This window comes from Mesorhizobium sp. M5C.F.Ca.IN.020.32.2.1 (assembly GCF_004023105.1).
Taxonomy (GTDB): Bacteria; Pseudomonadota; Alphaproteobacteria; order Rhizobiales; family Rhizobiaceae; genus Mesorhizobium; species Mesorhizobium wenxiniae.
On record NZ_RZSX01000072.1, the window covers coordinates 1 to 12,810 of the forward strand.

At 63.8% G+C, this 12,810-nt stretch carries 13 protein-coding genes; 12 read left to right on the top strand and 1 reads right to left on the bottom strand.

What is annotated here, in order from left to right; all coding sequences use genetic code 11:
- The 8 genes from EOA86_RS05865 to EOA86_RS05900 all read left to right on the top strand — a co-directional run.
- On the top strand, positions 1-616 hold a 616-nt coding region (locus EOA86_RS05865; RefSeq protein WP_206629964.1), incomplete at its 5' end, for an ADP-ribosylglycohydrolase family protein.
- A complete protein-coding gene (locus EOA86_RS05870) occupies positions 613-1,581 on the top strand; it encodes a PfkB family carbohydrate kinase (protein WP_128340969.1) in 969 nt (322 codons plus the stop codon). The genes EOA86_RS05865 and EOA86_RS05870, both read left to right, overlap by 4 nt.
- 56 nt (positions 1,582-1,637) lie before the next feature.
- A complete protein-coding gene (locus tag EOA86_RS05875) occupies positions 1,638-2,699 on the top strand; it encodes an ABC transporter substrate-binding protein (protein ID WP_128340970.1) in 1,062 nt (353 codons plus the stop codon).
- Positions 2,700-2,724: 25 nt separating this feature from the next.
- Positions 2,725-3,594 carry an ABC transporter permease gene (locus tag EOA86_RS05880; protein WP_127211142.1) on the top strand — a complete coding sequence of 290 codons (870 nt, stop codon included), beginning with the start codon at positions 2,725-2,727 and terminating at the stop codon, positions 3,592-3,594.
- A complete protein-coding gene (locus tag EOA86_RS05885) occupies positions 3,594-4,382 on the top strand; it encodes an ABC transporter permease (protein WP_128340971.1) in 789 nt (262 codons plus the stop codon). The genes EOA86_RS05880 and EOA86_RS05885 overlap by 1 nt, the downstream gene beginning before the upstream one ends.
- Positions 4,382-5,449 (top strand): ABC transporter ATP-binding protein, encoded by a 1,068-nt coding sequence (locus EOA86_RS05890; RefSeq protein WP_128340972.1) that lies wholly within the window; start codon positions 4,382-4,384, stop codon positions 5,447-5,449. Before EOA86_RS05885 ends, EOA86_RS05890 begins: the two co-directional genes overlap by 1 nt.
- A 65-nt stretch (positions 5,450-5,514) precedes the next feature.
- Complete coding sequence (locus tag EOA86_RS05895; RefSeq protein WP_128340973.1) at positions 5,515-6,762, top strand: aconitase X; 1,248 nt, start codon at positions 5,515-5,517, stop codon at positions 6,760-6,762.
- Positions 6,759-7,247 (top strand): DUF126 domain-containing protein, encoded by a 489-nt coding sequence (locus EOA86_RS05900; protein ID WP_128340974.1) that lies wholly within the window; start codon positions 6,759-6,761, stop codon positions 7,245-7,247. The genes EOA86_RS05895 and EOA86_RS05900 overlap by 4 nt, the downstream gene beginning before the upstream one ends.
- A gap of 246 nt (positions 7,248-7,493) precedes the next feature.
- On the opposite strand, the gene EOA86_RS05910 is transcribed toward EOA86_RS05900, so the two are convergent.
- The gene (locus EOA86_RS05910) at positions 7,494-8,525 is read right to left on the bottom strand and encodes a LacI family DNA-binding transcriptional regulator (protein WP_127209138.1); all 1,032 of its coding nucleotides are present in this window, start codon (positions 8,523-8,525) and stop codon (positions 7,494-7,496) included.
- A 358-nt stretch (positions 8,526-8,883) separates the two neighbouring features.
- Between EOA86_RS05910 and EOA86_RS05915 the strand changes: the two genes are divergently transcribed.
- The 4 genes from EOA86_RS05915 to EOA86_RS05930 all read left to right on the top strand — a co-directional run.
- The gene (locus EOA86_RS05915) at positions 8,884-10,497 is read left to right on the top strand and encodes an extracellular solute-binding protein (RefSeq protein WP_128340975.1); all 1,614 of its coding nucleotides are present in this window, start codon (positions 8,884-8,886) and stop codon (positions 10,495-10,497) included.
- A gap of 80 nt (positions 10,498-10,577) precedes the next feature.
- Positions 10,578-11,438, top strand: coding sequence for a carbohydrate ABC transporter permease (locus EOA86_RS05920; RefSeq protein ID WP_128340976.1), 861 nt, complete (start codon positions 10,578-10,580; stop codon positions 11,436-11,438).
- Positions 11,435-12,394: a sugar ABC transporter permease gene (locus EOA86_RS05925; protein WP_128340977.1), complete on the top strand. Its 960-nt coding sequence runs from the start codon at positions 11,435-11,437 to the stop codon at positions 12,392-12,394. The genes EOA86_RS05920 and EOA86_RS05925 overlap by 4 nt, the downstream gene beginning before the upstream one ends.
- On the top strand, positions 12,391-12,810 hold a 420-nt coding region (locus EOA86_RS05930), incomplete at its 3' end, for an ABC transporter ATP-binding protein (protein ID WP_164891579.1). The genes EOA86_RS05925 and EOA86_RS05930, both read left to right, overlap by 4 nt.

Below are 12,810 nucleotides of genomic sequence, written 5' to 3' on the forward strand. Positions count from 1 at the left end.
GCGGATCGCGCCGGTCGGCATCATGATGCCGCCGGAGCCGCTCGACGCGCTGGTCGCCAAGGTCGCCGAAACCTGCCGCGCCACGCACAACACCTCGATCGCCATTGCTTCGGCCGCAGCCGTCGCTGCCGCCGTCAGCCGCGGCGTTGCCGGCGGCGACTGGCGTGCCGCCGCAGATCGTGCCGTCGTGGCGGCCAAGCGCGGCGCAGAACTCGGTCACTGGATCACTGGCGGCGACATTGCCGCGCGTATCGACTGGGCGAGGAGCCTCGTTCGCGGCAAGGCTGTCACTGACGGCATCCGGCTGATCGTCGACCTGGTCGGCACCGGCGTCGCCAGCCAGGAATCGGTTCCGGCGGCCTTCGCGGTGCTGGAAATTGCCGGCGGCGATCCCTGGCTGGCGGCCGTCATCAGCGCCAATCTCGGCGGCGACACCGACACGATCGGCGCCATTGCCGCCGGCATGGCAGGCGCCTGCGCCGGCTTTTCCCGATTGCCGCAGGAACACATCAACCGGCTCAAAGGCGTCGACATTGCGCAGGTGCGCGCGCTCGCCGCCGACCTGGTCGCGGCGCGGATGGCGAAAAGCAGTTCAGGCAAGGACGCGGCGGCATGAGCGGGCGTCTCGTCCATATCGGCAGCGCGGTGGTCGACTATGTCTACCGCATCGACGCCTTGCCGGCGCCCGGCACCGAGAAAACCGCATCGAGCTTTGCCCAGGTCGCCGGCGGCGGCTTCAACATGATGGTCGCGGCCAGCCGCACCGGTATGAAAGTGGCGTTCGGCGGACAACTCGGCAGCGGACCGAATGGTGACTTCTTGCGTGCCGCCCTCGCGGCGGAAGGCATCGCAACGCTGACCCCGGCATCCACCATGATGGACAGCGGCAATTGCGTCGCCATGATCAGCGGCGACGCCGAGCGCACCTTCGTGTCATGGCCTGGTGCCGAGAGTGTTCTCAGCCTCGGCATGATGGCGCCCGTCCGGGTTGCGCCGGGGGATTGGGTGTTCGCCTCCGGCTACACGCTGAGCTATATCGGCAGCCGCGATGCGCTGGCCGACTGGATCGAGGCGCTGCCGGCGGAAATTTCCTTCGTCTTCGATCCGACGCCTGTTATATCAGACATCCCGCGCACCATTCTCGACCGGGTGCTGGCGCGCACGAGCTGGCTGAGCTGCAACATCGTAGAAGCGGCCGAGATCGCCGGCCCCGGCGATGTCGAGGTTATTGCTGCCCGGCTTCTTTCCAATCACAGTCCGAGCGCCGAGGGGGTCGTCATCCGCGCCGGGGCAAAAGGCTGCTTCGTGCGGCTGGGTGACGGCATCGCGCAGGCCGTGCCCGGTTTTAAGGTCGCCGCCGTCGATACCAACGGCGCCGGCGACACCCATATCGGCGCCTTCGTCAGCGCGCTTTCGCGCGGCGTGCCGCCCTTCGAAGCGGCGCGCTACGCCAATGCGGCGGCGGCGCTCTCGGTCACCCGCCATGGCGGATCATCGGCGCCGACCGACCAGGAGATCCAGACATTCCTCGGCGATGACGATCGATCCGTGCACGGCCGGAAGCAAGAGGCCCATTTATGACAGCCTAAATGACGCAACAAGCCCGCCAACCGGGCAGAACAATGAGAGGAACGAACATGCGCATGCCAAAACTGACTGCTTTTCTGACGGCGACTGCCGTCTTCACCTCCGCGCTGACGCTGGCCGCCACTGCCGCCGAAGTGCATGTGCTCAACTGGAAGGGCTACGGGGCCGACGAGCCCTGGGCCATCGCGGCCTTCGAGAAGGCGACCGGCAACAAGGTCGTCAACGACTTCTTCAATTCCGAACAGGAAATGCTGACCAAGCTGAGGACCAATCCCGGCCTCTACGACGTCGTCATGATCAACGCAGCCTTCAACGACCAGGCGATGGCGGAAAAGCTGATCCAGCCGATCGACGTCGCCAATATTCCCAATTACGCCGACATCAGCCCGGACAAGGCGGGATCGCCGATGCTCGTTCGTGACGGCAAGGTCTATGGCGTGCCATGGGTGTGGGGCTTGACCGCGCTCGCCATCAACGAGAAGTCCTTCGAGACGCCGCCGACCAGCATCACCGAAATGTGGAACGAGGCCCATAAGGGCCGCGTGGTGATTCGCGACGACGCGGTCGAAGCGGTTCAGTTCGGCGCCATCGCCACCGGCCAGAACATCAACGACATCAATGACATGGAAGCTGTCAAGGCGAAGCTGACCTCGCTGATGCCGCAGATCAAGACATTCTGGAGCTCGGAGAACGATTGGAACCAGATGGTCGCCTCCAACCAGATCGACATCGGCACCTACTGGAGCGGTTCGGCCGACCGCGCCAAGAGGCATTTCAAGCTGCCGGTCTCGCTGGTCATCCCAAGGGAAGGCGCCGTCGCCTGGCTCGACGCCTTTTCCATTCCGGTCGGCTCCAAGAATGTCGCCGGCGCCGAGGCGTTCATCAACTACATGATCGATCCCGGCTTCTACGTTGAATGGGTCACCAAGGTCGGCGCGCCGGTCTCGGCCAACACCAAGGCGATTGCAGCGCTTCCCGAAGATGCGTTCAACCGCAAGGTGATGGGCGATCCCGATGTCGCCAAGCGCATCCAGTTCCAGGCGCCCATCACCGATGCGCAGCGCGAGGCCTATCTGGCGCTGTGGCAAGAGCTCAAGGTCAACGTGAAGTAGCGGGCGGGCTTTCGGGGAGAGGCATATGGCGGACCAAGTCGCGACCGGTTCGAGGAGCGGATTGCGATCGGCTTTGCCCCTGCTTCTGCCCGCTTATCTGTGGCTGACGGTGGCGATCTTCCTGCCGCTGTCGGCCATGGTCTTCTTCTCCTCGATGACCGAGCTGCCGCTGTCGGGGAAGGCGTGGTCGTTCACGCTGGAGAACTACGCCACCTTCTTCTCAGAGCGGCTGTATTTGACGCTGCTGCTGGCGTCGCTCAGGCTCGGACTTGAGGTGACCCTGTGGTGCGTCGTCATCGGCTTTCCCGCAGCCTATGTGCTGGCCAAGGTGCTGAAAGGGCGCAGCCGCGAGGCGATCTTCCTGCTCGTCATCCTGCCGTTCTGGTCGAACGGGCTGGTGCGCATCTTCTCCTGGGCGATGGTGCTGCGCGAGGGCGGCATTCTCGACACCGCGCTCAACGCCGTGCTGCCGTTCAAGATCAACATCGACCTGATGTATTCGTATCCGGCCGTCGTCATCGGGCTGGTGCATTCCTACGTGCCCTACATGGTGCTGACCTGTTACCTCACGCTGCAGGCCATCGACGACTCGCTGATCGAGGCAGGGCGCTCGCTCGGCGCCTCAAGGCTGCAGATGCTGAGGCGGGTGATCATCCCGCTGTCCATGCCGGGGCTGGTGGCGGGCGCAGCGCTGATCTTCGTGCCCGTCGTCGGATCCTTCATGGAGCCGCGTATCCTCGGCGGGCGCACCGGTACCTTCTACGGAACGGTCATCGAGGATCAGTTCGTCGCCGTCTTCAACTGGCCGCTGGGCGCAGCGCTGTCCTTCATCCTGCTGGCCGTCGTCCTGGTCATTCTTGCGCTGACATCGCCGGTGCTCAGGAGGGCCGCCTGATGGCGACGACCCGTATCCTCGAATGGCTTGGCCGGCTCTACATCTGGCTGCTGCTCGCCTTCCTCTATCTCCCGATCGTCATCATGGCGCTGATGTCGTTCAACGTCTCGCCCTTCTACCAATTGCCGTTCGAAAGGACGACTGAATGGTACGCGTCGCTGTGGCAGAACGACCAGCTGATCTCCGCAACCTCGAACAGCATAGAGATCGCCGTCATCACCACCATCCTTTGCACCGCGCTCGGCACGGCGGCGTCGCTGGCGTTCTATCGCTACGAATTTCGCGGCAAGAAATTCCTGCAAGCGCTACTGTTTCCGCCGATCGCCATTCCGTGGCTGATCACCGGCACGGCGATGCTGATCTTCTTCTTCGGCGTCGGCATCGGGCGTGGTCTGTTCGCGATCCTGCTCGGCCATGTGGCGCTGGCGCTGCCCTATGTCATCGTCGTCGTCTCGGCACGGCTGCAGACCTTTGCGCCGGAACTGGAAGAGGCGGCGCGATCGCTCGGCGCCAACCAGTGGCAGGTGACGCGGCGCGTGACCTTGCCCTGGATCATGCCGGGCGTCATCGCCGGCGGGCTGTTCGCCTTTGCCGTATCGTTCGACCAGTTCGTGGTGTCCTACTTCCTGTCGACGCCGGGTCAGACAACCTTGCCGGTCGAGATCTACGCCGCGATCCGCAAGGGTTTCACGCCCGAGATCAACGCGGTCTCGACGATCATCATCGTCGTCTCGATGGCGCTGATGCTGCTTACGGCACGTTTCTTCAAATTCGGCGGAGAGAAATAATGGCCGGCGTTCAGGTATCGAATTTGTCGCGCAATTTCGGGGCGCACAAGGCACTGGATGACGTCTCCATCGATTTTGCCGACGGTGGTTTCTATGCACTGCTTGGGCCCTCGGGCAGCGGCAAGACCACGCTGCTGCGGCAAATCGCGGGCTTCGATTTCCCCGACTCGGGCCGCATCGCGATCGGCGGCGAGAGCGTCGAGCGGGTGCCGGTTGAGAGGCGGCGTATCGGCATGGTGTTTCAGAACTATGCGCTGTTTCCAAATATGAGCGTGGCCGACAATGTTGCCTTCGGCCTGTCGGTGCGTGGCGAGGCCAAGGCAACTATTGCAAGCGAGGTGCAGCGCGCGCTCGATCTGGTACAACTCAGCAAACTCGGCGGCCGCCGGCCGCACCAGCTGTCCGGCGGTCAGCGCCAGCGGGTTGCGCTGGCCCGCGCCATCGTCACCAAGCCGCGTGTGCTTTTGCTCGACGAACCACTCGGCGCGCTCGATAAGGCGCTGCGGGTCGACATGCAGATCGAACTGAAGCGTATCCAGCGCGAGATCGGCATCACCACCATCTTCGTCACCCACGACCAGGAAGAAGCGCTCACGATGAGCGACCGCATCGGTATCCTGCGCGATGGCCAGCTGGTGCAGGAAGGGCCGCCGGAGGAGATCTACGACAGCCCGAAAAGCGAATTCGCCGCCACCTTCCTCGGCGATGCCAACATCTTTCGCGGCGAGGCCACAGGCGTCGGTATCCGGCTGCCCGACGGCACGACGATCGCCGCCCGGGCAGGGGCGACGCTTGCCGCCGGCGCCAAGGCCAGCTGCGCGGTGCGGCCCGAACGCATCCGCATCGCCATCGATTCCGGAAGCGCGGACCAGGCCAATGGCAATGTGCTCCGTGGCCAAATTTCCAAGCGTATCTTCGCCGGCAACAACAGTACCTATTTCGTCGAACGCGACGGCCAGACGCTCAAGGTCATCGTGCAGAACACCGGCGCTGACAGGCTGGCGGAAGGCCAGGAGGTGCTGCTGCGCTGGTCGCCGAAGAGTACGGTGCTGATCGCCGCGAACTGATCTTGCCAGGCGGACTGCAATCCGTGAGAGCATGGTCGGGCATAGTGAGGAAAGCGGAACACCCGATGACGCTTGAATTGATGGCGGGCGATCAGTCGATGCTGCAGGGCGAGCACGGCCCGGCCGCGGCCGCAGCGATGAAGATCCTGGTCGCCTTTTCGAAGGCGGTCGGCGCGCGCAAGCTGCTGGATATTGCCGGTGCCCATATCGACGGCTGCCTCTATCACGGCCAGGCCGGTCTCGATTTCGTCGAGAGGCTGGTCGAGGGCGGTGGCAGCGTTCGGGTGCCCACCACATTGAACGTCGGTTCGTTCGACCTCATCCATCCCGGCCTGGTGAAGATGCCGGCCGCCGAAGAAGTGCCGGCGCGGCGGCTGATGAAGGCGCATCTGGAGCTCGGCTGTCAGGCGACCTTCACCTGCGCGCCCTATCAGACGCGGTTCCGGCCGGCTTTCGGCGAGCAGATCGCCTGGGGCGAGTCCAACGCCATCGTCTTTGCCAATTCGGTGATTGGAGCGCGGACCAATCGCTGTGGTGATTTCATCGATTTGTGCTGCGCGATGACCGGGCGGGCGCCGGCCTGGGGGCTGCATTTAAGCGAAAACCGGCACGGCCAGATCCTGTTCGAGCTGACCGGTTCTTTCGAGCCTACCGACGCCCTGTTCGTTGGCGTCGGGCTGATCATCGGGCAGGCGAGTCGCGACCGCATCCCGGTGATATCGCGCCTGCCGCAGCCGCGCGACGAGGACCAGCTGAAGGCGCTGGGTGCGGCGGCGGCAACGACGGGCGCGGTGGCACTGTTTCATGCGGTCGGCATCACGCCGGAAGCAAAGACGCTCGACGAGGCGTTTCGCGGCAAGGCGCCGGAGGAGACGATCCGGATCTCTCGCGCCGACATCGATCATGCTCTGGCCAGGCTGTCCAGCGTCCCCGACGGTGCGCCGCTTGCGGCCGTATCGCTCGGCACGCCGCATTTTTCCCATCACGAGTGGATGCGCCTGCTGCCGATGCTGCGCCATATCGCGCCGGGCAGGGGCATCCCGATCTATGTCAACACCGGGCGCGCGACGCTGACGCGGCTTCAGGACGAAGGCGAGCTGGAGAGTGTGAAGGCGTTCAACCTCATTCCAGTGACGGATACCTGCACCTATGTCACCACCATCATCGAGCGCCTCGACGGCGTGGTGATGACCAACTCCGGCAAATGGGCGCATTACGCCCCCGGCAATATCGGCGTCTCGGTGGCGTTCGGCGAGATGGAGGACTGCATCCGCTCGGCAGCGGTCGGGCACGTCGTGAGGGGTGCGCCATGAGTGAACAGGCAAGTCGAGCCCTGAAAAGTCGAGCCCTGAACAGAGTTGGCAGTTTCCAGCTTGCCGGCGAGGCACAAGGCTCGGCGCTGGTGCTGTCGCAAGCGCTCAGTTTCTGGGGCGGCCTGGACATCGAGACGGGCGACATCATTGACCGTTCGCATCCTGGTCTTGGCCAAAATGTCGCTGCCAAGATCCTGGTGATGGCTTCCGGGCGGGGATCTTCGTCCTCGTCCTCGGTTCTGGCCGAGGCGATCCGCAGGGGCACGGCGCCGGCCGGCATTATCCTGCAGCGGCCCGACCCGATTCTGGCCGTCGGCGCCATCGTCGCCGAGTTTCTCTACGATGTCAGCATGCCGCTGGTCGTCTGCGACATATCAGGCATTGTTTCCGGCGACCGGATCGCGATCGGCCTTGGCGAGGATGCGCAAGCGATCGTGAGCAGGATCCAGCCGGCCATCGGTCCCGCCGCGCCACGTCGCCAATAGGCCGCAGCCAGCGTCTCGTCGCGGCCGAGCCCCAGCGTGCTGCGCCAGTGTTCGCGAACGATCCTCGCGGCAGCCGCTTCCGCCGCGAACCCAGCCGAACGCCGAACCGTTTGCATGCGGAGGAGATCCCGGTCCTCCTCGTCCCGAAGACAACAGCCCGCACGGCATCGAGCTCAGATTACCCTGATCGCCGCAGCGCCACAGCCCCAATTGCTGGCGCGACCTCTCTTATCCCGGAACTTCCGTTCAGATCTCCGGGATGCTTTCCCTGAAGATCACCTGCAGCCTCGGCTGGTGCAGCTCGTAAGGCAAGCCCCTGACCGCATGGGTCAAGGTGTTGAGCGCTTCGCGGGCTTCGACGCGCGGGTTCTGGTCGATGACTGCGTCGAGCGTGCCGTCGAGCAGAAGCTCTTTGGTGCCTTCCGTCACCTCGTGGCCAAGGAACACGGTCGACAGTGCGCGCCCACGCTCCTTAAGCGCGCGAGCGATGCCGGTGTTGCCGGCACCGACATTGTAGATCGCGGCCAGGTCCGGATGCCGGTCCAGCAGGGCGGAGGCCTCCGCATAGGCCTTTTCCCGGTCGTCCAGCATCTCGCGCATCTCGACGATCTGCAGATTGGGCGATTCTTCCGTGAGGATGTGGCGGAACCCCATCTCGCGTTCCTCATGGCCGCGATAGGAGAGCGAGCCGGCGAACAGTGCGACCTTGCCCGGACGATCAGCGCCCATGAAGCGATTGAGCAAATAGCCGGCGAGGCGCCCGGCGGCGCGGTTGTCGATGCCGATATAGGCGACCCTCGGCACATGCAGGATGTCGGACGCGATGGTGACGACCTTGACGCCGCTGGCCGACAGCGAGCGGATCGCCTCGCGGACGGTCGGATGGTCGAGTGCGATGACACCCACGCCTTGCGTCTGGCCGTGCAAGTCCTGCAGCAGGCGGGCGAGCCGGTCGGGATTGAAGCCTTCGATCGTGGCGACGCGCACATCGAGGTCCGGTCGCGACTGCGCTTGCGCCTCGATATGCCGGTGCAGCATCTTGATGAAGGAATTGGTGCCGGCGGGCAGCGCGAAGTCGAGCCGCATGACATCGCCGCGCAGCGCGGTGCGCGTGGTCGGGCCGTTCGAATTTTCAGCGATGTAGCCAAGCCGCTGCGCAGTCTCCAGCACGACTTCGCGGGTGCGCGCCCTGACCCCGGCGCGGTTGTTGAGCACACGGTCGACCGTGGCGGCTGAAACGCCGGCTTCCCGGGCTATGTCAGTCAGGGTGGACCGCACTGTCGATCACCTCATGCTTGTGCGCTACAGGCGCATCAAAAATCGCGGATTGACGGATCGGACGACGGCTTCATCCCATCCGCGATTCTGATGGGAAATGATGTATCCGGCCTTGGCCGATGCGCAAGCCGGTGGGCTACACCAAATCGTCGAGCCGTGTCGAAAAAGGTCGGCGCGGCACACGGTCCCCTCAAATTCAGGCAGTGAGTGTGGTGTGATGATGTTGGTGGACGGCATTTTTCCTCCCCTTGCGGTGGTATGATGTATTTTGAGTATTTATGATGTTGACAGCCTTCCCATAGTGCCGTCAATATCCATCATTGGCCGTGAAGGAACAAGGCCCGAGGGAGGACTTCCAATGTCTGATATGATCCGCATGTCGCGGCGCCGTTTGCTGGCGTCCGGTGGAAAGGCGGCCGTGCTTGTTGCCGCCGCAGGTATCGCACCGAAATTCATCCGTCCCAGCCGCGCCTATGCAGCCGATGCGCTCGCGCCGGGCATGATCGGCGGCCCGACGGGCTTCGACGGCTCGGAGCGTTATCAGTATGGGCCTGATACGCCGGAAGGCCGCGCCATCGAGGCGGCAAAGGCGATGAAGGGCGCCGGCAAGGCGCCTGCCAAGATCGTGCTCGGCCTGTCCGACGGCTCGATCGGCCAGTTGACGCAGCCATTTCCTGCCGGCGCGCCCTCGATCAAGGACCTGTGGGAGAAGGAGACCGGCATTCCGCTCGGGATCGTCGGCGTGCCGAATGGCCAGGAGTTCACCAAGACGATGCAGGACATCTCCACCAAGGGTGGGGCCTATGACATCTACGCGGTGGAATGGAACCGTCTCGGCGATCTCGCCGAAACCGGCGGCATCCTGAAGCTCGACGACTTCGTCGCCCAGTACAAGCCGGAATGGGACGATCCCGAGCGCGGCTATGTCAACGGCGCCAAGGGCGTCTCGCTGCTCAACCAGTATCGCGGCTCGACCTATGGCGTGTCGCTGGATGGCGATTTCCAGACCTGGGTCTACCGCACCGATCTGTTCGGCGACGCGGCCGAAAAGAAAGCCTTCTCCGACAAGCATGGCTACGAATTGGCGCCGCCGAAGACCTGGAAGCAGAATGACGAGATCGCGGCCTTCTTCCAGCGCCCGGACAAGGGCTTGTTCGGCTCAACCGATCTGCGCAACCAGGGCTGGGGCTATACCAATTGGTATCAGCGTTATGTCTCAATGGCTTCGCCCAATCAGTTCCTGTTCGACGACACCGGCAAGCCGCTGATCAATTCGGAGCAAGGCATCGCTGCGACCAACGAGTACATCGCCTCGCTGGCCCATCATTCGCCGGACGCGATCTCCTGGGGCTGGCCGGAGCAGTACGGCAATTTCGCCAAGGGCGGCGCCGCCATGACCTGCGCCTTCTCCAACCTGCCGAAATTCCTCGACAATGCCGGCAACATGGATTCGCAGGTCACCGGCAAGATCGGCTCGATGCTGCCGCCCGGCCGCGAGATCGACGGGAAGCTGATCAGCCGTTCGGTGCTGTGGCTGAACCTCTCGGCTTCGGTCTCCTCGCAGGCCAAGAATCCGGAGGCCTGTTACCTGTTCCTGCAGTGGCTGGGATCGAGCCGGATCTATGCCTGGATGACCGCCAATCCTGGCGGCTATTTCGATCCGTTCCGGCTGTCGGATTTCTCCGACCCGTTGGTCCGCCAGACCTATCACGCCTACCACATGGATGTGGTGCGCGAGACGGTCGCCCGCACCGTGCCGACCATCAACTATCCCGGCGCCACCGCCTTCCACAATGCGCTGGACGAGAACCTCGTCGCAGCACTTACCAAGGCCAAGACCGCCGAGCAGGCGATGGCCGACACCGAGGCCGAATGGAAGAAGATCGCCCGCCGCACCGGCGAGGAGAAGCTTCTCGAAGCCATCAAGACCAACAAGGAAGCCTGGCCTACTGTTCTCGATCCGGTCAGCTGATCCTGCTCCCTGAATCCGAATGGAGGGGAGGAGTGATTGCTCTTCCCCTCTGCAAACGATGACCCCAGCAAAGCTGTAAGATGAAGCGTTCCGTTCCTTTCGAAATATTCCGCTATGCAGCGATCCTTGCGGCCATGGCGGTGACGCTGGTGCCGATCCTGTGGACGGTGTCGATGGCCTTCAAGCCGATCGCCGAATGGTCGGCGACCGGCGCCCACCTGACCTGGTGGCCGAAGAACCCGACGCTCAGCAATTTCCGGTTCGTCTTCGGGGAATCGACCAACAATCTGATCGTCGCGCTCGACCGCACCGCGCTGAAACCGATCCTGTCGTCGCTGCTGTCGGCCACGTTCGGCACGGCAATCGCCATGTCGGCCGGCACGGCAGCCGCCTACGGACTGTCGCGCTTCGGCTCGGGCCAGAATCTGCCGCTGGCGCTGATCCAGCTTCGCCTGTTTCCGCCGATGGCGGTGATGACCCCGGTCATGATGATGTGGGCCTTCCTAAACTTCACCGACAGCTGGTGGGGACTGTCGCTGATCTACGGCATCGTCACGCTGCCTTTCGCCTTCTGGCTGATGAAGACCTTCTTCGACGACATGCCGCGCGAGATCGAGGAAGCGGCGCTGGTTGAGGGCTGTTCGCGGTGGCGCGTCTTCACCCGCATCACGCTGCCGATGATGCGCGCACCGCTGGCCAGCGCCGCGCTGTTCGTCTTCATTCTCAACTGGTCGGACTATCTGATCGCGCTGCTTCTGACGACGCGCGAATGGGTGACGGTCCCCGTCTACATGGCCTCGCTGTCCTCCTCGATGACGGGACAGCTCTACGGCGCCAAGGCGGCGCTCGGCCTTATTGCAGCGGTGCCGCCGGTGATCATGGGCGTCGCCATCCAGCGCCATCTGGTGCGCGGGCTGACCTTTGGGGCGCTCAAGCAATGAGCGCGGTGACTGCGACGATTTCGGAGGACGTGATGAAGGCCGTCCAGGCAAAGCCGGCCTTGCGGGACGAAGGGGCAAAGGTCGGCTTCCGGCTGACGCTGCCGGCGCAGATCCTGGTGCTGTTCATCGCCGTCTTCCCGCTGCTCATGCAGCTCTATATTAGCCTGACCGACTGGTCGCCGCTGTCCGGCCTCGGCTGGTGGAACGCCTGGTCGCTGTGGAACAATTTCGCCAACTACACCGACCTTGCCGCCGACGCGCGCTTCTGGAGCGCGCTGAAGCGCACGGCCATCGTCATGATCATCTGCGTGCCTGCGGAATTCCTGCTCGGCCTCGCGCTCGCCACGCTGTTTGCCGACGAGTTTCCGGGCAGGCGGGTATTCTATTCGATCCTGCTGATGCCGATGATGGTGGTGCCGGCGGTGGCCGGCTACATGTTCTTCATGCTGTTCCAGTCGGGCGGCCCGGTCAACGACATCCTGTCGGCGCTATCAGGCTTTCCCGTCACGATCGCCTGGCTTTCGGACCCGACGCTGGCGCTCATCGCCGTCATGGTCGCCGACATCTGGCAGTGGACACCACTGATGTTCCTCATCCTGCTTGCCGGCCTGGTCGGCGTGCCCGAGGACCAGATCAAGGCGGCGACGCTGCTCGGCGCCAATCCCTGGCAGCGCTTCGTCACCATCGTGCTGCCGAAGATGAAGACGATCATCATCGTCGCGCTGGCGATCCGGGTGATCGAGAACTTCAAGATATTCGACACGCTCTACATCATGACCGGCGGCGGTCCCGGCGTCGCAACCGAGACGATCTCCGTCTACATCTACAAGCTCACCACCCAGGACCTGATCTGGGGCTATGTCGCGGCGATCGCGCTGGCCATCCTGATCGTGCTGTCCATCGCAGCGGTATTTGCCATGAAGCGCATGGCGCGGGCGCGGGAGGTGCTGGCATGAGCGCCATCCATCTGCAGAATCTGGTCAAGAAGTTCGGCGACTTCACCGCGCTGAAGACGATGGATCTGGCCATCGCCGACGGCGAGTTCATAGCGCTGCTCGGGCCGTCAGGCTGCGGCAAGTCGACGACCATGAACATGATCGCCGGCATGGAGGAGCCGACCAGCGGGAAGATCCTGTTCGGCGAGCGCGACATGACCGGCGTGCCGATGGGACGGCGCGGCGTCGGCTTCGTCTTCCAGAACTACGCGATCTTCACCCATATGAGCGTGCGGCAGAACCTCGCCTACGGCCCGAAAATGCGCGGCGCGCCAAAGGCCGAGATCGACCGTCGCGTCGGAGCCATTGCCGAGATGCTGCAATTGACGCCGCTGCTCGACCGCAAGGCCGACAGGCTGTCGGTCAACATATTGCAG

Coding starts and splice junctions, on each gene's coding strand:
- EOA86_RS05895 (WP_128340973.1), top strand. CDS start 5,515: ATGACGCTTGAATTGATGGCGGGCGATCAGTCGATGCTGCAGGGCGAG.
- EOA86_RS05875 (WP_128340970.1), top strand. CDS start 1,638: ATGCGCATGCCAAAACTGACTGCTTTTCTGACGGCGACTGCCGTCTTC.
- EOA86_RS05925 (WP_128340977.1), top strand. CDS start 11,435: ATGAGCGCGGTGACTGCGACGATTTCGGAGGACGTGATGAAGGCCGTC.
- EOA86_RS05885 (WP_128340971.1), top strand. CDS start 3,594: ATGGCGACGACCCGTATCCTCGAATGGCTTGGCCGGCTCTACATCTGG.
- EOA86_RS05900 (WP_128340974.1), top strand. CDS start 6,759: ATGAGTGAACAGGCAAGTCGAGCCCTGAAAAGTCGAGCCCTGAACAGA.
- EOA86_RS05870 (WP_128340969.1), top strand. CDS start 613: ATGAGCGGGCGTCTCGTCCATATCGGCAGCGCGGTGGTCGACTATGTC.
- EOA86_RS05880 (WP_127211142.1), top strand. CDS start 2,725: ATGGCGGACCAAGTCGCGACCGGTTCGAGGAGCGGATTGCGATCGGCT.
- EOA86_RS05920 (WP_128340976.1), top strand. CDS start 10,578: ATGAAGCGTTCCGTTCCTTTCGAAATATTCCGCTATGCAGCGATCCTT.
- EOA86_RS05915 (WP_128340975.1), top strand. CDS start 8,884: ATGTCTGATATGATCCGCATGTCGCGGCGCCGTTTGCTGGCGTCCGGT.
- EOA86_RS05890 (WP_128340972.1), top strand. CDS start 4,382: ATGGCCGGCGTTCAGGTATCGAATTTGTCGCGCAATTTCGGGGCGCAC.